Here is a 20,818-nt window from a genome sequence, read left to right as displayed (position 1 = left end):
GCAGTCGACCCTGCTTCGGTACTGGTGAAGGTCGCATCACACACTCAGGCGCTGAAGGCGGGCGCCGACGGAATGCTGCTCGCCTTCACCCGCGCCGACGCGAAGTCCGGCCATGGCCGGGTGCGGGTGGTCATCGACTACGCGTCGCTGGCCAAGGCGTACGGCGGCGGCTTCGGTTCACGGCTGCGGCTGTACCAGGTCCCGGCCTGCGCAATGACCACGCCTCAGCTGAAGCAGTGCGGTACGCGGACCCCCATCACCTTCACCAACCGGGCGACCGCGGACCAGTTGACCGCCACGCTCACGCTTGGTTCATCCACCGCACCGGCAGTACGCGCTGCGGACGGCACGACCGGGGCGACGGCGATGTCCGCGGCCACCACGGCCGTGGAGGTCACCTCGGGCAGTTCCGGCTCGCAGGGCAGCTACGCCGCGACTTCACTGAACCCGTCAGGCACGTGGCAAGCCTCCGGGACAGGCGCCTTCACCTACTCCTACCCGATCGACGTCCCGTCCACGATCGGCGGCAACGCCCCGTCGGTGGCCTTCTCCTACGACTCGCAGTCCGAGGACGGGGAGACCTCCGCCCGTAACTCTCAGGCGTCCTCGATCGGCGACGGCTGGAGCTACCAGCCAGGCTTCGTCGAGCGGACGTATCGTTCCTGCGGCGGCCTCCTGAACAGCAGCGGGAACAAGATCCTCAAAGGGTCGGGGGACGAGTGCTGGGCCGGCGACAACGCCACGATCTCCTTCGGCTCGCACTCCGGACAACTGGTGCCCGACGGCACCGACTCCACTGTCCCGGGCGAGATCAAGCAGTGGAGACTGACGGGCGACGACGGGACGCTGGTCCAGGAGCTGTCCGGTGCCGCCAACGGCCTGCAGGACGGCGTCTACTTCCGGGTCCTGACCACGGACGGCACCGCCGCGTACTTCGGGGCCGACCACTCACCGACCGGCCCCGGCCCGTCCGGGGGCATGCAGTCCGGCACACCCGGCGACTCCTCGACCGACGCCGCCTGGGGCGTGCCCGTGCTGCACCCGGAGTCGGGTGACCCGTGCTACGACTCTGCCAAGGGCAAGGCGTCGCAGTGCGACAAGCACGAGGGCTGGCGCTGGAACCTGGACTTCGTCGTCGCACCGAGCGGGTTCGTGCAGCGCTACGACTACACGACCGAGACCAACTACTACGACCTGGGCGGCGGACAAGCCGCTACCGGCGACTCGGGCACCCTGACCTCCTATGTCCGCGGCGGAAAGCTCGACAGCGTCTCCTACGGCTACAAGCTCGCCGACGAGCAGACGGGCCGCACCCCCGCCGGTCAGGTCGCCTTCACGTCCAAGCAGCGCTGCCAGACCACGGCCACATTCACCGACTGCTCGGCCGGAAACCTCGACGACAACACGGCCCCGCACTGGCCCGATGTGCCATGGGACCTGCACTGCGACTCCACCGACAGCACCACCCTGCCGTCCGGGTCCACCTCGGTTCCGACCAACGTCTGTATCACCGAGGGACCGACGTTCTGGTCCACCACCCGACTGGACAGCATCACCACGAGAATCCACGTGAAGGACTCGTCGACGGACTCTCTCGTCGACGTCGACGGCTATCAACTCGGGCAGGTGTACTCGGATTCCGGTGGCACGGTCGACCCGGTCACCGGTACCACCGTCGACCCCAAGGACGCGGGCTCCCTCCAGGCCGTGATGTGGCTGCAGTCGATCCAGCACACCGGCAAGGACACTTACGGCAACGGCAACAGTGACATCAAACTGAACCAGGTCTCCTTCACCGGTACGGAGATCGACAACCGGGTCAACGACACCTCCCCGTCCGCGCCACCGTTGTACCGGCCGAGGATCTCCTCGATCCAGACCGAGACCGGCGAGTCCATCGCCGTCGACTACAACACCAACGCGTGCACGAACAAGACGCTGTCGATCTCGGCCGCGGACGCGAACACCAACTCCTGCTATCCGGTCTACTGGACGGTGCCAGGCGCGTCGAAGCCGATCGCAGACTGGTTCAACAAGACCACCGTGCACACGGTCACCGCGTCCGACCTGACGATCGCATCCCAGTACAAGCCGAACTCCCAGAACATACCGGCGGGTTCGGAGATACAGGTCTCCACCTACAGCTATGCCGGTCCCGCCTGGCACCGAGACGACTCGGCGCAGACCGACGACCAATACCGCACGTGGGACCAGTTCCGCGGCTTCCGCACTGTCACGGTGCAGACCGGGCAGGCCCCCGAGCCGGTCACCCAGCACACCACCACCTACCTGCAGGGCATGGACGGCGACTACAAGTCCGACGGCACCCGCCGCTCGGTCAGCGTGGACGCCAAGGTCGGCGGCTCCACGGTCCAGAGCATCACCGACGCCGACCAACTCGCCGGCACAGCTCTACAGAGCGACACCTACACGGCGGCCGGCGGCACCATCGACGCCGTAACCGTCAACGGCCCCTTCACCTACACCACCACCACGCACACCACCCAGACCCCGTGGACGGACTGGACCCAGCAGGACAACCCAGGCGACACGAAGCCAGCCTTGTCGACGCTGCCCGACCTGACCGCCTACCGAATCAAGACCGCCCAGTCGCACGGCTACGCGCTGCTCGCGAACGGGACCTGGCGCCACACCCGAACCGACACCACGTACGACAGTCAGGGCCGGGTGTCCACCGTCGACGCACACGGCGACGTCAGCGTGGCCGCGCAGGAGAAGTGCGCCACCACCACCTACGCGACACCGTCGTCCAGCAACACCATGACCCTGTCCTACCCGGACCAGGTCACCTCCGTCAGCGGGCCCTGCGGCACCGCGGCCTCCGCGAGCACACTGCTGGCCGACAAGAGGATCTACTACGACGGCGACGGCACCCTCACCAACCTGGGCACCTTCGGGCAGCTCGACCAGACCGCCAGCACCGCCATCGGCGAGGCCAGCGCCGTACGCACCGCCACCGGCTACACCGGCACCACCGAGAACTGGCAGACCAGCTCGGCCATGACGTACGACGGCGCCGGCCGCATCACCGACGCCCTCGACGCCACAGGCCAGAACACCCACACCGCGTTCACCCCCGCATGGTCCCTCCTGGGCGGAAACACCAACCCGACCACCATCACGACCACCAACTCCCAGAGCTGGAAGGTCACTTCCACCCTCGACGCGCTGCGCGGACTGCCCACCGAGAACGTCGACGCCAACAACCGCAAGACCGACATCACCTACGACGCGCTCGGGCGGCGCACGGCGGTCTGGCTGCCAGGTCGGGACAAGACCTCGGGCCAGACCGCGGACGAGACCTTCGCCTACTCCATCAACCCCGGCGCGGTCGCCGCCCCCGGCGGCACTGTCACTTCACCCGGCGCCCCCTCCGCCGTGACCACGAAGACGCTGCGCGAGGACGGCACCTACGCGACCTCGATCACCATCTACGACGGGATGCTGCAGCCGCGCCAGACGCAGGCCACGGCCGACGGCGACACGAACTCCGGCCGGATCATCTCGGACACCTTCTACGACTCGCACGGCTGGCAGACCGCTTCGTTCGCACCGTACTCGGAGCCGGACAACAACCCGTCCACCACGCTGTACGCGGCGAACGAGAACCAGATCCCGTCGGAGACCACGACCGCCTACGACGGCCAGGGCCGCCCCGCCACCAGCACGCTGTGGCACCAAGCGGTCCAGCAGTGGCACACCACCACCGGCTACCCCGGCGCGGACGAGACGGACACCACCGCTCCGACCGGCGGCCGTTCCACCGCGACCTACACCAATGCACAGGGGCAGACCACCAAGAGCGTGGTCAAGAACACCGGCAGCACCGTCAAACTCACCCAGGGTCAGGTCATCCCGTCGGGCACGTCACTGACCTCGAACAGCGTGCGGCTGGCCATGCAGGCCGACGGCAACCTGGTCCTGTCCTCCCTCGCCACCGGCAAAACCCTGTGGTCCACCAGTACTTCGGGCAATCCGGGGGCCTTCGCCACCTTGCGGAGCGACGGCAACTTCGTCGTCTACAACGCCGGCGCCACCACAACCCTCTGGTCGACCGGAACCACCACCGGCACGACGTTGCAGATCCAGAACGACGCCAACACGGTGCTCTACGACAGCACCGGTGCCACCATCTGGAAGACCGACACCCTCAACCGGGCCGGCGAAGCCGACGCCACCACCGCGTACACCTACACCCCGGCCGGCCAGGTCGACACGATCAAGGACAGTGCGGGCAGCACCTGGGCCTACCACTACAACCTGCTGGGCCAGAAGACCTCCCAGACCGACCCGAACTCCGGTACCACCAGCTACGACAAGTACGACACCGTCGGGAACCTGCTGCAGACCACAGACGCGCGCGGCCAGGTCCTCTCCTATGCCTACGACTGGGACAACCGCCGCACCGCTGAGTACAACGGCGCGTGGTCGGCCACGCCCGACCCCTCCAAAGAGCTCTCGTCCTGGTCGTACGACACTCTGGTCAAGGGCTACCCGACCTCGGCCACCCGCTATGTCGGCGGGACGGCTGGATCGGCGTACACCCAGGCAGTCACCGGCTACAACACGGCCTATCAGCCAACCGGCACCACCCTGACCGTCCCGGCCGCAGACGGCTTCGCCGCAGCCGGCCAAACCGCCGCACCCACGAGTGGCACAGTCACCTACACGGCGTCCGCCTTCTACACCCCGACGCTCGGACTGCTGTCCACCCTCCGCTACCAGGCAGACGGCAAGCTGCCTGCCGAGGACATCGACTACGGCTACACGCAACAGGGCAACCTTGACGGCATCGGCGGATTCATCACCGCGGCCAACACCCCCGACTACCTGGACACCGCCGTCCACGACCCCTTCGGCCGCGTCCTGCAGACCAACTACGGAACCACCGGCAAGGAACTGGCCACCTTCGCCCAGTACGACGCCACCACCGGCCGGGTCACCCAGACGTCCAGCATGCTGCAGACGTCCACCACCGCCCTGGACGTGGCCAACTACCGCTACAACCAGGCCGGCGAGATCACCGCGATCGACGACCTGCAGAACAACACCACCCACGACACCCAGTGCTACACCTACGACTCCTTCCAGCGCCTGACCGCAGCCTGGACGGACACCGCGGGCATCACCAACTCCTCCAGCGCCCCCGTCGGGAGCGTCGGCGGCTGCAACACCGGCTCCGTGCAGACCACCACCACGGCCCCTGTAACGACCAGCACGGTCGGCGGCCCGGCGCCGTACTGGCAGACATACACCTACGACCTGCTCGGCGACCGCACCGGCATGGTCAACCACGACACCACCGGCACCGCCGCCAACAACACCACGCAGACCACCGCCTACACCGGCACCGACGGCACCGCCACCGCGACCCTGCCCGACCAGTCAGGCACCACGACCAGCAGCAACCCCACCACCGGCACCGCCACGTGGACACCGACCTACACCGACCCCGCGTACAGCAACAAGAACGCCGGCGACACCATGACCCGCAAGGTGTCCACCACCGGCCCCGTCAACACCGGGTTCACGCTTACCGGCGGCGGCAAGCTCTGCATCGACGACGCAAGCGCCTCCACCACACCCGGCGCCGTGGTCCGCACCTACACCTGCAACGCCTCCGCCGCCCAGAACTGGACGATCGGCACCGACGGCACGATCAAGGTCCTCGGCACCATGTGCCTGGACACCACCGGCAACGCCTCCACCGCTGGCACCCTCCTGGTGCTCGACACGTGCAACAGCGACGCCACCCAGAAGTGGAAGGCCACCAGCACCGGCACTCTGGTGAGCAACGCCAACAGCGCGATGTGCGTGACCGACCCCGGCGCCAGCGCCACCATCCGCACCCAGCTCACCCTCGCCACCTGCGGCAGCGCCGGCCAGACCTGGACCACCGCCGGCACCGGAGCCCTCCCGCCCGGCCAGACCCAGACCCTCACCTACGACGCCGAGGGCCGCACCGCCACCGTCGCCACCGGCTCGGGCACACACACCAACACCAGCAAGTACCTCTACGACGCCGACGGCAACCTGCTGGAACAGACCAGCGCCGTCGACGGCACCGACAAGACCCGCATCCTCTACCTCTTCGGCGGCACCGAACAGATCACCCTCAACGTCTCCGCCAAGACCTGGACCGGCCTGCGCAACATCACCGGCCCGGACGGCACCACCATCACCCGCTCCAGCAGCGGCACCGTCACCTACCAGGTCGCCAACGCCCAGGGCACCGCGACCACCGCCATCGACGCCAGCACCCTGACGGTCACCCGCCGCTATTACGACCCCTACGGCAACTCCCGCGGTGCCAAGCCCACTTCATGGGTATCCGCAGACGAGAACCACGGCTATCTCGGACAGCCCACCGACACCACCACGGGCTTGGACCTCCTGGGAGCCCGCAACTACGACCCGGCCCAGGGACGGTTCCTCACCCCCGACCCGCTCTTCGAAGCGGGTGACCCCAACCAGATGGGCGGCTACACCTACGCGGGAGACAACCCGGCTTCGGGAAGCGACCCGACAGGAACGATCCTGGTCAACTCCGACGGCACGCAGTGCAGCGGCGGTTGGAACAAATGCGGGGGCCAGGGCGGAGGCAAAAGCTCAAGCGGCGGAAGCTCGGCCAACACAGGCAACTCCAATGGCGACACGACTGCCGCGCCGTCCACCACCCCCACGCCCTCCATCAGCACGACCCCCTCATCCACACAGACCCCCACGCCGACTCTCGGCGAGACTCCCTGCCAACCGGCTGACTTCGGCACGAACCGGTGCGAGAGCTACGGCGGTGGCAAGGTCTTCCTCGGTACTGCAGCCACCTTTGGAGCTGCGGGTTTGGCCGCCGGCGTCTTCATGTGTGTGGACTCGGGTGTCGTTGAGTGTCTATCCGGTCTGGTCCTGGGAGCCGGGGACGCCGAGGCGGGCGGGAGTCTGCTTCTCGGTAGCCGCATCATCGTGGGCCTGGGCGGTGCAGCGGCCGAGGCTACCGAAGAGTACGCCGAGGAGTTGGCGGCCGAGAGCGGAGCGGCCAAGCAAGCCACCGAAGATGCCTCAGCCGCCAAGGCTGCCGCAGCCAAGAAGGCCGACCCACAGGCCGAAGCCGGACACGCCAACGCCGTGGCGGCCGAACCGGACACCCCCGCCAAGGGTGCGAGTGGCTCCCCCAAGGGTTGCAGTTTCTCGCCCGACACACCTGTCCTGCTGAGCGGGGGCAAGACCAAACCGATCGGCAAAATCAAGACCGGCGACAAGGTCGAAGCCGCCAACCCCAAGACCGGCAAGCACCAAGGCGCCCGCACCGTCCAACACGTGTGGATCAACCACGACCACGACCTGCTCGACCTCACCATCCGCACCGAAGACGGCCACACAGCCACCCTCCACACGACCGCCAACCACCCCTTCTGGAACGACACCACCCACACCTGGGTCCCCGCCGGCAAACTCCACAATGGCGACGCCCTCAACACCGTCACCAACGGCCACGCTTTCGTTGTCTCCACCCAGCCCGCACCCGGTGCGGCAAACCGCTGGAACCTGACTGTCCAGCAACTCCACACGTACTATGTGGTGGCGGGCGGCACCCCGATCTTGGTCCACAACACTTGTGGTGATCTGCCAGCTAAGGTCTGGAAGCCGTTCCGCGAGGGAGTCGATCACACCGACCAGGGAACCCTTCCGGCACACGCTGGGATTCCGGCTGGGGAGCCCCTGAATGAAGGTTCGTATCACTTCGTTGTTCACCAGGACGGATCCGTGCGCGCCATGGAAGACTACTCGATGTGGGATCTCAATCCGGATGCCGGACACACGGCCCTGGGTAATCGGCAAGGGGTTCTTATGGCAGGCACGTTCGACGTCAATGCAGACGATGTGATTTCCAGGATTGATAACTTCTCCGGGCATTACCGTCCGACAGATACTCCAGGATTTCAGTCATTGCTGGACGTCACTCGCAATGCCTTCCAAGGGCACAGCTGGGGATTCGCGGACGACGCCTGGAAGTATTATGCCGGGCCGCCAGGTGGTTGATCTTGCATATATTCGCTGGGGCAGCATTCACGGGATGCCCCAGCAGCCTTAAAAAGGCTCTATTCCAATGCGTGGTGATGATGGAGTTTCTGGAATATCCGAACTCTGATATTCTTCTGGCGCGTCTCGTGCAGAGTCAGGACAGCGGACCTTCAAAGGTTGAGCTACCTCCGATTCGAGTGAGTGAAGTTCCTGGCGAGGAATTCCTCAATCGACTGGCGGAGAAGGTTGGTATGCAGAGTCATGACCTCTTCCTTGTTGCTGGATTGACCATTCCGGACGACGCGTTGCATTTCGATGAGGCAGCTAGTCGCGAGCTACCTGAACTGGTGCAACGCGCACTCTCCTTGCCGGCGCCAAGTCGTCAGCGGTTGCGCGACCACGCCGGATCGCTGGCCGAGATGCCACGAGCTGATTCCCCCAGGGGAAAGCGCCCATTTGAGCAGTACCCTCCGGGTTTCGGTTCGCTCCTTGTGCGGATGCTCGCCCTCCGTAATTTGGGATGGTCATCAGCAGCCAAGGTGATGTATCTGATGTCTGGTGTCTACGTCTCAGCGGCGACAATCGGGGCGGTAGGGCGTGGTGCAAAGGAACTCGATGCCGAGCTTCTTGGCGGTTTCGCTGCTGTGCTTGGCATTCCGGTGGCCGTCCTGGCCTCTTTGACTGGCATGGGTGAAGTGGCGGCAGGTCGCACACAACCTGCGGAAACAACCGACGCCGCCGCGCTGCTTTGGGATGTACGGCACCTGACTGCAGCGCAGGTGCGGCAAGTCTCCCATCTTGCAGATTAGCTCTGCATATTTAGAAGTCATCTCATTTGGCAAGCCTGCGGTAGCAGATGAGGGTGCAGGCGATGCTGGTGAAGGCTAGGAAGTGATCGGCTCGGCGTTCGTAGCGGCGGTGCAGTCGGCGGCATCCGGCGAGCCAGGACATCGTGCGTTCTATGGTCCAGCGGTGCCGGCCCAGATGGGTAGAGGACTCGATACCTCTGCGGGCGATGCGATGTCGGATGCTCCGGCTGGACAACCATCGTCGCAGGTGGTTGTAGTCGTAGCCCTTGTCCGCATGGAGTTTTCGGGGTCTGCGCCGTCGGGGGCCGCGGCGCGAGCGGATCGGCGGGATGCCCTTCACAAGAGGGATCAGTGCTTGACTGTCGTGCGTGTTGGCGCCCGAGATACCGATGGACAGGGGCAGGCCGGTCCACTCCGTGATCAAGTGGATCTTTGACCCGTACTTGCCCCGGTCCGCAGGATTCGGACCTGTCAGCTCCCCCTTTTCAGGGCCCGCATGTTGACCGAGTCGATCGCGCAACGGGACCAGTCCAGTTCCCCGCGCGATCCGAGTTCATCGAGGACCAGGCGGTGGAGTCTGGCCCACATCCGGCCCTTGGTCCACTCGGTGAACCGCCGGTGGGCCGTCGCACCCGACGGGCCGAACGAGGCGGCCGGCACTTGCTGCCACGTGCAGCCTGAGGTCGCCACGAAGACGATCGCAGCGATGACTTCACGGTCGCCGTGCCGACGCCGGCCGCCACCTTGCGGCCGGGACGGCGCCTCCGGAACCACTTGCTGGAACAGCTCCCACAGCTCGTCCAGCACCAGCCGCTCAACGATCTTCGACACACCACAAGTCTAGCTAGCCAAATGAGATGATCTCTAAGTTGGCGGGGACGGCCTTCCGCCCACCTAGGGTCCAGACAGGCCAGGCCGATCTCGTTAAACCGGTGGATCACATCCCGGACGGTGTCCTCGTCGGCCTGCACCAGCTGGGCGATCACCGGCACCCGGTTCCCGCCGGCCGACGCCAGCAGCATCATCGCCCGCCGATAGCGCACCGAGTTGGTGCTGCCCCGACGCACGATCTGCTGCAGCTTCTGCCCCTCCTGGTCGGTCAATCTGCGCACACGGACGGGCTCGGCCACCGCACCTCCAGCGGTCGGATCGAACGTCACCGCACATCCAACCGCCACGACCACCGACCCGGCGAACCTATGTGGTCAGAGCACTAGCGACCTGCAATGTCACGTCGATCACCACCGGGGGCAGGGAGGAGGGCGTTCCGGGTGTCTGTCGCGCGGCCGGGAGGCGGACTACAGTTGCTTCATCAGGCGGAAGCCGACATCCCATTCCCGATCGGTCTCACGTACGGTCACATCTGTCCGGGTCTTCACGGAACACCAGTAGTGTGCGAACGAGCCGCCCTTGATCGGGAGGTACCGGTCGGTGGGGGATTTGCTGCGGAATCCGCTACGCCAGGCTGTACCGCGCGGTTCGGGATCGGGCGTGCAGAGCTCCCAGACGTTGCCGCCGCAGTCGAGGAGGCCGAAATGACTCGCCCCGGAGGCGAACAGTCCGACCGCCGTGGTAGTTCTGATATTGGTCTGCCGGCTGTTGCTGCGGGTGATCGCGAAGTCGTTTCCCCAAGGGTATCCGTCGAATCCGTCGGCAGATCTGGCCGCCGCCATCCACTGCGTGACGGTGGGGATTCCGACTCTTTCCCGGCGCAGCGACCCCAGCCAGTCACCGAACGCACACGCCTCGTGATAGCTGATTCCGACAATCGGGTGGTTGGGAAGATTGAATGGCGGCCCGTACTGCTCGGGCGCGAACCACCCCAGTCGGTCCCGACAGGCGATCCCACCCCGCGTCCAGTGGCGGTCGCTGCGGTAGCCACCGTCGCGTAGGAATACCTCGTACTGCACGTTGGTGACCGGGTACCTGCTCATATAGAAGGCAGGCACCAGGACAGCAGAGGATTCGGACACCGGAACACGCTGTTCCGGTATGAAAACCCACTCAATGACCGGAACACTCGTAGCCGTCGAGTGTCCGACTCCGACGCCAGGGCGGTCATCCCCGACCATCCCGAGGGCGCGGCCGAGCGCCGCGAGTTCCGGGGGCGGCCGCTCCGACGTCTCGGCGAGCCGCTCCTTGATCATGCCCCGTAGTGTCTGCCGTGCCGCGTCACCGGACATCTCACTTTGCTGGATGCACATCGCGGCTATCTCCGGTTGCGCCCGGCCTAGCCAGCCGACGACCAAGGCAGGGGTGCCGTGGAACTGGGGGACGAGCTCCAGGACCGCGCGCCAGGGAGACTCGGTCCACCAGGCCGCCGGGGCGATGTAGTCGTCCACCCCGATGCCGTCCGGGATCCGGGCGGACAGCGCCGCCGCGGCGAAGTAGTCCCGGATCACGCGATGGCGGAAGGTGATGCCCGAGCTGTCTTGGTCGACGATGCCCGCCATCACCGCGGCCTCGATGAGCCGGGCAGCGGACGTCTCGCCGACATCGGCCAGCAGTGCGGTCGCCGTGGCTAGATCGTGGCAATCCTGACGCACGCGGATGAGGTGCTCTGCGAGGGGACCGAGACCGGAGAAGAGCCGGTCGAGTGTCAGATCGCGGTAGCCAACCTCGGCGTGCAGCCTGCTCCACAACGATGTGACCAAGTGGTCCAAGACGTCCGGTTGGGACAGATCGAGATACTCCCCCGTCCGCCGAATGGTCACCATCGCCCGGAGCAGGAACGGTATGCGGGCAAGCTGGAGGGCGGCTGGCGGATCGCGCAGCAACCGCAACCGAAGCGCGGCGACCTCGCCAGGAACCGTCCGCGGTACCTGTGCGGACAGGGACCACAACTGCTCGCGGTCGCCGTCGGCCAAGCTCCAGCTGTCCCGGACCACCTCGTAGTCGCGGCCAGCCAGTTGCCAGAACAGTTCCTCCCCAACCGCCGTGCCGAGTTCGCATTTCAGATGGCGCAAGACCTCTGGCGGGTCCAAGGGGAGCAACTCCACCTCCACACAGTTCGGCACGGACCAATCGAGACCGCGGGTGGAGCGGGTTGATAGCGTGATCGACGCGTTCGGGTAGGCGCGCATGAACTTCAGCACCGTGCGCTGGTAGTGGGGTGTCAACTCGTCGAAGTCGTCAAGATAGAACACACATCGGTGGAGGATGTCGTCCAGGGCTGAGCCATCGAGGAAACCCGCGCGGTCCCGGAGGAGCTGCTCGATACTGGCAAACTCGCTCTCCGGGTCACCTTGGCCGCCGATGACGACGCGAACCGGAATGGTCGACCGGTCGACCTGGTACTCGCGGCACTGGGCCAGCGCTAGGAGGTCCAGCAGCACACTCTTGCCCATCCCAGGCGCGCCGGTGACGATCATCCGGCGGATCTCCGAGCGGCGCATGTAGTCGATAACGTCGGGCACCATCGTGTGCTCAGCGCTGATGGCCGTACTGCGGACCTGCGCCCTGGTCACTACCGATGACCGCTCCAAGGAGTCGAACGACGGTCCCATGCCGCTGACCCGAACCTCGCCCACGAGTTGGCTCTCCAGCTTGCGGGCGAGCCGCTGCACGTACTGCCGTTCGTCGGCCACCGGGCCGGCCGCGGCGGACGTCGCCCACGACGCCAACTGATTCGATCGCACACTTCCGTCGTATCCCCGGGACGAGTAGAACACCGGCACCTGCGTGGTGCTCCCTGTCGCCCGCAACCGGTCGAACTCAGCTCCGACCTGCCGGGCGACCAGTTCCATGTCCGGCAGGCTCCCCGGCGTCGTCGGCAACTCCCGGAGCAGCACGGAAGACAGTCGGCCGGTTCCGACGGCGGTGAGATTGGCCGCCAGTTCGCCTTCGCGCGTGGCGCACAACGCGAACTGGTCCGTCTGGACGAGGTCGCCCTTCGGTACCGACACGGTCGGGAGCCCCGCGCGCAGCTCGCGGTGGGAGACATACCGGCGGCAGGCGTCGACCAGCAGGATCTGCCGCTTGACCCGGGCGAACGCCGAGGAGCGCAGGGCCAGCATGAGATCGTCCATGTCGATGTTGCGGAGCACCTCCTCGCGCGCGTCGCTGGTGAACAAGCGCAGGTGGCCCTGAGGATCAGTGATTCCGTGGCCGCCCCAGAAGAGGAAGAAGACGTCGCATCCGTGCTCCCGCACGACGTCGAGGAGTACGGCATGGATGGCGTCGGAGGTTGGCTCGCCGACCTTGATGCCCGTTCGCCGCCGCCAGTCGTCCGTGGTCGATGCAGTGACGGAACTGATGAAGAGGCTGACATGAGCTGGCGGCATGCCCATGGCCAGCAGCCAGTCCGTGAAACGCAGCGCGTCGGCAGCAGGACCCGTCAGTTTCCAGTCCGGTCCGGCAGAGTACCTCTCGACGCCCACCACCAGCGCCCGAGCATGCGCGAAACTGTTCACGGACATACGCTCAGCACAGCGTCCCAGCACTGGCTGTTCCACCAGTAAGCGCTGTGGCAGCGCGGGAAGGGCTGGCCGTTGTCGACCCGGATATCGCGGACACCGTCGCCGAACAGGGGGGAGGCCACGTAGGCGAGGAAGTCGCGCTGGTCATAGATGTTGACCCAGGTCGGGAATCCGGCGGGAAGCGGGGCGCCAGCGCGTAGACCCCACAGGGCGTCGAGTTCCCAGAACAAGGGCGCCGCGGTGCCCACCGTGACCAGGTGGACGTCGGACGAATCGGTGGTGGCGAACAGGTCAGTGCAGATGATCCCACCCAGGCTGTGCGCGACCACCACGACCGGCGGTTCCAGGCGGCTGATGCAATCGCCGACGAACTGGCGAATCGCCGCGCCGTCGCGCTGGTAAACGAGGATGTCGCCGGCGACCAAGGACGCTGACTCGGTGAACGTCTCACGTCGCCGTGAAACGTAGGAGGTGGTCCGCCCCGCGAAAAAGGTGCCGAGCCGCTGTTGGGCCCAGCCGAGCGCGCCGCGGTACTCCTCGCCGGTGGCTGCCAGCACGGTCCGGAGGAATTCCTCTAGGAATCCCCGGTCGTAGACGACCCGCAAGCCCGGCGCGTCGGCCAACTCCGTTCGGCGGACCGCCTCCGCGACTGTCGCGCGGACGACTGTCGGCCAGGCTTCCAGCGCTGCGACGCCGTTGACCTCCAGTTCGCCGAATGGCTGTGATGCGGCAACCGTTCGGCAACTCGGGGCGAACTCACCACCGAGCCCCGCCTCGCGGAACAGTGCCTCCACCGTGTCCGATGTGGCGAAGCGGCGGTACCGCTCCTCCAGGTCGCGGCCCTGCGACTGTCGGCCGGGGTGGAAGCCGCCCCCCTGGCCCTGGGGCCTGTCCGCGGTTGCCAGCAGGCGCAGTTCGAAGAGCGGATCGTCCTGGAGCGTCTCCCAGACAATGATGTCCACGTCACCTGGTGCGCCGTCCGCATCGACGTCCCGGGTTCCGTCGGCAACCGGGATCGACGCGCCGTGAGCGAAGAGACTACTCCCGTGCAAGTCCCCCCAGAAACTACCCTCGACAGTCAGGTCGGGACGCCGAGCGAGCAGCGCGCGGGACATCACCTCGAGCGTTGCGTCGAACGACTCCGCTCGCACGCCGGTGCCGTGCACGAACAGGACTGCCGTCACGGTGGTCCCCCCTTGTCGTGTATTGGGCCGGGTGCCGCCCGTGTGGTGACGAGTGCCCTGGCATGGATCGAGAACTCAGCCGCGCGTCAATCGCTGTTCGATGTTCCACCGGATCGTTCGCCGGTGCCAGGCGTGCACGGTCTGTAGGGCCAGCGCGGTCGTGAACGTCAGCGGTTCGCCGGTACCCACGTACGGCACGGCCTTGATGTATCGGCCCTGTCGTTCATTGCCGATGACCGGGAACTCCCAGCCGTTCGGCTGCCGACTGGTCCGCAGGAAGGTGAGCGGCCCGACGATCAGCCGGTGGAAGGGGTCAACGTCCAGTTGCAGGAGCGCCAACGGCAGGGCGGGCGTGTAGCCCTGCAGAGTGATGGCCTCGCGCGAATCGGGGAGCGTCCCCACCGCGATCTCCAGGCTGGGACCGCACAGCGCGGTGCCGACGGCACGTGACAGCGCGCGGACGCCGTTACCCAGCAGGTCACCGACATCGTTGGTGCCGCACCACCGAATAGCCCACAGCGCCATCGCGGTACTCGTAGGCTCCGGCTCCCCCGCGCTGGTGTGCCAAAGGCCGCTGCGCCGGTGCCGAGTCCGCTTCAGATACTTGGTGGCGGCTTCGACGGCGGGCCAGATCAGCGCTTGGTCGCTCTTGTTGGGGCCAGCCCCAACGAATTCTGCGGCAAGGCGCAGCGTGTACGCGCACACAGCGGTGAGGAACACCGACGGAGGGTTTCGCGCGTCCCGGCTGAAGCCCCAGGCGCCGTCCTCGTCCTGAGCGTCGATCAACCATCGGAAGGCAGCAGCATAACGCCCTTCGTGCGAGCCCCGATAGCCCGTCGCGATAAGGGCCCATAGACACGTCGCCGTCGCCCAGACATTTCGTGACGTCGAACTCCAGCACTCGTTCTCGGGGTACTTGGAATCTCCCACGGTGCCTGTGGCGATCGCGTAGTGGGTAGACCACAGGTATCCGTGGATACGCTCGCGCATGGTCTGATTGAGTAGGCCCACTCGGTGCAGGGCTAGCAATACCGTGGCGGTAGTCTCGGGGAGCGACTCCGAGGCAATGCCGATCTGCTTCGGGACGCCGCAGTCCGGGTTGAAGGAAGCGAGCAGGGGCTCCACCAGATCGTACAACCGGGCTCCCCAGAAGAGTTCGGAGTAGTGGACATCCCAGTTGCGCGCGCGTTCGCGGACGAAGGCCAGATCGTGGTCGTTCCAGATATCCATCAGCGTTCACTTCTCATCGAAAACCAACCCCCCGCTGAGACGAGTCTTTTCGAGTACGCAGGATATCTCCAGGCCCACATCCACCACATTGGCGTTGAGCTGTGGGTTCACATGCCCCATGGCGGGGCAGTGCGCTGCCGTTTCGGCCAGACTTAGCATTCGCTCGGTTCCCGGCCCCGACCGCTCAACGAGTTCGGTGCCCGACCAGGTGAAGGAATGTGCTTCCGGGACGTCAATGAACATCGGACACATGAAAACGCGGCCGTCGGGAAGGAACAGTAGGTTGTCACTGCTGCGGACCGCGCAGTACCGCCGGTGACCGACCGCCGGAACGAAGGTGCGTTCCAGCCGGACGTCAAGTCGGAGATCGGCCGAGCTTTTCCTGATCTCCCGGACCAGTGCCCGCCATTCGGGAACTGACAGCACCATCTCCGGTGTAGCAAATCCCCGGTTGGAGACGTAGTGAATATTCACCCAGCCGAATCCGAGGCGATCACACAGTGCGAGGACGCCGATGACATCGTGCGCGTTGCTCCTACTCACCGACATGATGCCGAACATGCGATAGCCGCGTTCCCGGGCCCGCTCGATGTTTTGCATCATGCGCTCGAAAGACCGTTTGCCCCGAACTGCGTTATGAGTCTCAGGACCCGAGCCGTCGATACTGACACCGGCGACCGGCAATTGCGCACCCTCAAAACGGTCGACAAAGGACCGGAAGCCGTGCAGCCCGTTGGTCACGATCCGTACGTGGAGTCCTTGCGCCTGCGCCAGCCTGACCGCGTCGACGATCCCGGGATAGAGAGTTGGCTCCCCTCCGAGGAAGGTCACTTCCTCGGTCTCCCATTGCCGTCGGGCATCGGTGATCAGGTGCGCCAGGGAATCGTAGGCGAAGCTCTGGCCGGTCGACAGGTTGTCACCGACGAAGCAGTGCGTGCAGCGCAGGTTGCACCGGTAAGTGACATATATGTCCACGGATCGCACTCGCACAGGATCCCACGCCTTTGGTCGCTATTTCACGGTGCGATACATAGTGGTTTCACGGAAGCCAGCCAGGAAAGCCATAGCGTCGAGTTCGTCGATCTCGCTCTTCGACGCCCAGATGAACTGGTCGTGATCAGCGGGATCGAGCTCTACGTCGCCACCCACGTAGCGGCAGAGGTAAACCGTCTGAAATGTCTGACGCTCGGGGAGAGTGGCCAGATTGGTGTAGGCGTAGAGGAGTCGTTCGATGGCAACCTTGATCTTGGTTTCCTCGTGCACCTCCCGGACGAGGGCGTCCTCCAGGCTTTCGCCGGGGTCGACCGTTCCCCCAGGCAGATCCCATTTGAGGGGCATGTAGTCGTCCACGGCGGACCTACGCGTTACCAGAAAACTTCCTTCCCGCTCGATAAGTGCATGTGCCGCCCCGTAGAACAACGTCATTTGTCATCGCCTTCCGCTGTGCAAGTAACCTTGGCATTGATGTTCAGAAGCCAAAGAGCAGTACCGCTACGGGCATTCGAACTCCGGCTGCCGTCGGCCGGGAGATGCGGCCAGGGTAGCGCCAACTGCGCACTGTGCGCGAGGTCTTATGCATCTCTCCCTTTAAGGATCTTGCGATAAATGACCTGGTCGTGCGTCTTCGTCGTCTCTCGGGACCGTTTATGTCTGCGGACGGGGCCGGAAGGCCACGGACAGCGGCGTCTCCTGATCGCGGATCGACGTTTTCGGTTCCGTGCCGGGAATCCGATGCTCCGTTCAGACACGGCAGCTGTAAGTCTTGATCGTCCGGCTCCGGTCATGTGGTTGCCGCCGCGGTGATGTTGTTCCATCGGCGGTGGGCCTCGGTGGCCTGGTGCTGGTGGTGACGGCGCCAGGCAGACCAGTGCAGGGCGTACTCGAGGTGGCGGCGGGATGTGGGGAGTGCGGTGATCCGCAGGACGGCCAAGAGTTCGCGGCCGCTGGCCGGGGCGAGTCGAAGGCCGTGTTCGGTTCCGTCGGTGCTGGTGGCAGCGTGGGTGACGGCGAGGACGGCGGCGGCGAACAGACTGATCAGGATCCAGCGCATCCAGGAGGTCCAGCAGGTCACCTGGCCCTGGTCGAGTCCCGCCAAGCCCTTCGCGCCCTGGAAATCCTCCTCGATCTTCCATCTGGTGCAGATGATGTTCACGAAGACCGCGAGGCTGACGGGGTGGTGGAGTGGCAGCGGTAGAAGGACAGTTCGCGGGTGTAGCGGTGGCGGCGTACGCCGAGGAACGCGTGCCCGGCCTCGTCCCGGTCCGCGGGGCATCGTCGGCCAGGACGTCGATCAGGGCCCAGTCGTAGTGGCGGTCGCCCTTTGGTGCCGTTGCCCGTGCGGCGTCGCGTCCAGGCCCCGGCCGGCACCTTCGCCGCCAGCTCTGTGGCGCTGAGGCGGCCCACGGCAGTGCTCGCGCGATGGTCGGCCCTGACCGCCAGGGCGTAGTCGAAGCCCAGAGTGCGGGCGGTGCGGCGCAAATCCAGGCTGCCGTAGACCTCGTCGCCGGTGAACCAGCGGGCGGGCAGGCCGAGCCCGCGGGCGCGGTGCAGCATGGCGGCGGCCAGCTGGGGGTTGGTGGCGAAGGTGACCTCGTCGTGCACGTGCCGCAGCAGCCTGCGCTCCTCGTCCTCGGCCCAGGCGGCGGGCAGGTAGCGCTCGCGGTCGATCAGTGCGTGACCGCGCGGCGAAGCGTAGGTGAGATGGACGGCGACCTGGCACAGACCCACCCCGCCAAGAGCGCCGGAGTACTGGTGCAAGATTCTTTCCAGTGACTTCCGGTGAGCATTGCGCCCCAGCAGACCGACCAAGATCAGTTCGGTTAAGTTTGTGTCAGATGCTCGCTCCTCCGGCCTGATCCGGCCCAACGGTCACGGCTGGCCGACATCCGCGACAACCTGATCGCTCGGATCGCCGAGGCGGAGCGGGAAGGATGGCTGGGCGAAGTCGAGGGCCTCCAGGTCAGCCTCGCCGGCGCGCAGGGCAAGCTGGACCAACTCGATGCCGAAGCAGCCCGACGACCCTCCACAGTCGATCTCGGCATGCCAACCTTCGCCGACATCGCCATCCGCGCCACCACTACGTCGACGGACCAAAGCTGCCCCTGAAATCCATGGTCGCCACGAAGCTGAACTGCCTACGCTCCAACCCATGCGAACTGTTTTCGTGTTTCCCGCAGGTGAGCGAGCTGAGACCGTCGCCTCGCTCGATCGGCATCTGCCCGAGCAGCGCGATCCGTGGACTCTGGATGGCAACCTCTACATCGACATCGGCGATGAGCAGACCGGCTATCTCTTCTCCGATTGGGATCCTGAGGATGTGGCGATCCTCGAAGCGGCCGTCGGACATCACCCCACTTGGGCGGTGCAGATAGACATCTCCGGGCGGATCGACGGCACCGCAGAGGTTCACCGAATGATCGCGCTGCTGCTTGAGCAGGGAGGCGTGGCAACGGACGACTACGCCACCCACCCATGGACCCTGCCGGAGATCCTGTCTGGGGCAGTGATCGACGGCCTGCGCTTCTTCGACTTTCGTGGCTACCACGAACTCAACCGCGAATAAAGGCACTCCTGCTCGATCACTTCACGAGCCCAAGTTCAGAGAAGCATGCATCCGCTGCCCCATGCTCCAGGTCAACCCGAAGACGCTTCCGCGCCTGGAGGAAGTGGAGAAGGACCTGATCATGAGGCGCAAGCGAGCAGAGGAGGAGCAGTGGCTCGGAGAGATCGAGGGCATCGACCTGACATTGACCTTCCTTCGCACCAAACAGGCCGAGGCAATCCGATCACGACGACGAACCACCGTTGACCTCGGACTTCCACAACCTCGCGCCGAGCACAACTGAGCCCATCATCCCTCCGAATGAAGTGCAGAGAAGCCAGCGCAACACTCACAAGTACGGGTCCGGCGGCAAGCGGGTTCTCTGGGGCAAGGAGCGTGGCGCGAGGAGGCTTTTGATAAGTCAGTGCAGCTCAGCGCCGGTGCAACTGACGCTATCGGACACAACAGATGTAGCGCCATCGTTAGATCGAGCGACATCGCGTCCTGGGTCAACCGTGGTCAGGGAGCGCTAGTAGAAACTCTGTAGCGTGCGACGCGCATACAACTCCTCAGCCGGTTTGCACCCTACGGAGTATCTGCCGAGCGAGCAGCAAAGCAGGCTCGTCTCCTGTGAATAGATCCGAAATGTTTTCTTGCTCCAGACTATAGGCGACCGAGGGAAATGTTTCACCCACCGGAAAACCTACACTCTCCACACTATCGAAAATGCGCTTAGCCATGAAGTATAGGTAGATTTCCCTCTCGAACTCGCTCTCAGGGTAACCGCTAAGGTCCGATTGATAATTGAGGGCAGTTACGGGAATTGCATTGAATCCCAGAAGGGCCGGCCGTACTTCTGCCTGCCCAAGGGTGGCAAGACCCGCGAGGTACCGCTGCCCCACAACCTCGTACCCCTGGCTCACAGCCACTTCCGGCGCTTTCCTCCCACCCCGTGCACGTTGCCGTGGCGGAACCCGGAGCCTCGGCCAACGCCCTGGAGGCTCGGCAGCGGAAACAGGTCACCGTGCAACTGGTTCTCACGAGCTCACACGGCAACCGAATCTACTACCGGACGTGGAACGACCGGAGTTGGAAACCGGCGCTGGCGCCAGCCGGTCTCATCAAGGCCGTGGGCGAGAAGGTCCGCACGGACGGCGGCCGGATCCGGCGGAGGCCTCTCTACGCGGCGCCACGCGAGGACATGTTCCACGTCCTGCGGCACACGTACGCCAGCGTGCAGTCGTAGGCCGGCGAGTCGGTCGTGAGCCTGTCCGAGTGGCTCGGGCACTCCACCCCGAAGGTCACGCTCGACCACTACGCTCACTTCATGCCCGGCGCTGGTCACCGCGGCCAGCTCGCGATGGACGCATGGCTGGATCAAGATCAACTAGAGATTGTCCCCCGAGAAGTCCCCAGCAGCCGAGTGGATCAGGGAAATGATCCCGAACCCGCAGGTCAACGGGCTAGCCGCCGCAGGTGCCACCATGAGCGTGAAGTACAAGGAGACGGCCCGGGGCGGGCTGGCGGTGAACATCATCGAGTGCTGAGCGACGGCGGCGGCCCCGACGAGGCCCGCCGGGTGGAGCGGTGGAGCGG

At 65.5% G+C, this 20,818-nt stretch carries 14 protein-coding genes and 1 pseudogene; 4 read left to right on the top strand and 11 right to left on the bottom strand.

The genetic code is table 11. From position 1 onward, the window contains the following. Positions 1-24 precede the first annotated feature (24 nt). Together ACIPTO_RS30660 and ACIPTO_RS30655 are read left to right on the top strand one after the other, a co-directional pair. On the top strand, positions 25-8,058 hold the full coding sequence (locus ACIPTO_RS30660) for a ricin-type beta-trefoil lectin domain protein (protein ID WP_401197530.1): 8,034 nt from the start codon (positions 25-27) through the stop codon (positions 8,056-8,058). Positions 8,059-8,129: 71 nt separating this feature from the next. Next, positions 8,130-8,849 (top strand): hypothetical protein, encoded by a 720-nt coding sequence (locus tag ACIPTO_RS30655; protein ID WP_401197527.1) that lies wholly within the window; start codon positions 8,130-8,132, stop codon positions 8,847-8,849. A 22-nt stretch (positions 8,850-8,871) separates the two neighbouring features. Here the strand turns inward: ACIPTO_RS30655 and ACIPTO_RS30650 are convergent. The 10 genes and pseudogenes from ACIPTO_RS30650 to ACIPTO_RS30605 all read right to left on the bottom strand — a co-directional run bounded on the left by ACIPTO_RS30650 (position 8,872) and on the right by ACIPTO_RS30605 (position 18,774). Continuing rightward, positions 8,872-9,671 (bottom strand): IS5 family transposase gene (locus ACIPTO_RS30650; protein WP_401197926.1). Its coding sequence is split into 2 segments (ribosomal slippage): positions 8,872-9,332 and positions 9,332-9,671, totalling 801 coding nucleotides; the frame shifts between segments, so codons are not numbered across the junction. Between the two features lie 44 nt (positions 9,672-9,715). Then, positions 9,716-9,979: pseudogene (locus ACIPTO_RS30645) on the bottom strand (helix-turn-helix domain-containing protein); the annotation flags it as partial. A gap of 168 nt (positions 9,980-10,147) precedes the next feature. Next, on the bottom strand, positions 10,148-13,261 hold the full coding sequence (locus tag ACIPTO_RS30640) for an SUMF1/EgtB/PvdO family nonheme iron enzyme (RefSeq protein ID WP_401197524.1): 3,114 nt from the start codon (positions 13,259-13,261) through the stop codon (positions 10,148-10,150). After that, positions 13,258-14,451 carry a hypothetical protein gene (locus ACIPTO_RS30635; protein ID WP_401197522.1) on the bottom strand — a complete coding sequence of 398 codons (1,194 nt, stop codon included), beginning with the start codon at positions 14,449-14,451 and terminating at the stop codon, positions 13,258-13,260. Before ACIPTO_RS30635 ends, ACIPTO_RS30640 begins: the two co-directional genes overlap by 4 nt. A gap of 75 nt (positions 14,452-14,526) precedes the next feature. Further along, entirely contained in the window at positions 14,527-15,681 is a 1,155-nt protein-coding gene (locus ACIPTO_RS30630) for a hypothetical protein (protein ID WP_401197519.1), read from the bottom strand. Positions 15,682-15,687: 6 nt separating this feature from the next. Next, positions 15,688-16,665, bottom strand: coding sequence for a radical SAM protein (locus tag ACIPTO_RS30625; protein WP_401197517.1), 978 nt, complete (start codon positions 16,663-16,665; stop codon positions 15,688-15,690). Positions 16,666-16,692: 27 nt separating this feature from the next. Beyond that, on the bottom strand, positions 16,693-17,106 hold the full coding sequence (locus ACIPTO_RS30620; protein WP_401197514.1) for an NUDIX domain-containing protein: 414 nt from the start codon (positions 17,104-17,106) through the stop codon (positions 16,693-16,695). A 355-nt stretch (positions 17,107-17,461) separates the two neighbouring features. Beyond that, on the bottom strand, positions 17,462-17,833 hold the full coding sequence (locus ACIPTO_RS30615) for a hypothetical protein (protein WP_401197511.1): 372 nt from the start codon (positions 17,831-17,833) through the stop codon (positions 17,462-17,464). Then, positions 17,830-18,438, bottom strand: a complete 609-nt coding sequence (locus tag ACIPTO_RS30610; protein ID WP_401197509.1) for a transposase — start codon at positions 18,436-18,438, stop codon at positions 17,830-17,832. Before ACIPTO_RS30610 ends, ACIPTO_RS30615 begins: the two co-directional genes overlap by 4 nt. A 111-nt stretch (positions 18,439-18,549) precedes the next feature. Next, positions 18,550-18,774: a hypothetical protein gene (locus ACIPTO_RS30605; protein WP_401197506.1), complete on the bottom strand. Its 225-nt coding sequence runs from the start codon at positions 18,772-18,774 to the stop codon at positions 18,550-18,552. A 55-nt stretch (positions 18,775-18,829) separates the two neighbouring features. Here ACIPTO_RS30605 and ACIPTO_RS30600 point away from each other — a divergent pair, with 55 nt between their 5' ends. Both ACIPTO_RS30600 and ACIPTO_RS30595 read left to right on the top strand, forming a co-directional pair. Further along, positions 18,830-19,243: a hypothetical protein gene (locus tag ACIPTO_RS30600; protein WP_401197503.1), complete on the top strand. Its 414-nt coding sequence runs from the start codon at positions 18,830-18,832 to the stop codon at positions 19,241-19,243. Positions 19,244-19,304: 61 nt separating this feature from the next. Further along, positions 19,305-19,526 (top strand): recombinase, encoded by a 222-nt coding sequence (locus tag ACIPTO_RS30595; protein WP_401197501.1) that lies wholly within the window; start codon positions 19,305-19,307, stop codon positions 19,524-19,526. Between the two features lie 265 nt (positions 19,527-19,791). Here ACIPTO_RS30595 and ACIPTO_RS30590 read toward each other — a convergent pair whose 3' ends face one another. Continuing rightward, the gene (locus ACIPTO_RS30590; RefSeq protein WP_401197498.1) at positions 19,792-20,151 is read right to left on the bottom strand and encodes a hypothetical protein; all 360 of its coding nucleotides are present in this window, start codon (positions 20,149-20,151) and stop codon (positions 19,792-19,794) included. Between the last annotated feature and the right edge of the window lie 667 nt (positions 20,152-20,818).

It is taken from the genome of Streptomyces sp. NPDC090083 (genome assembly GCF_044747445.1).
Taxonomy (GTDB): domain Bacteria; phylum Actinomycetota; class Actinomycetes; order Streptomycetales; family Streptomycetaceae; genus Streptomyces.
This window is presented reverse-complemented; position numbering and strand designations above follow the sequence as displayed.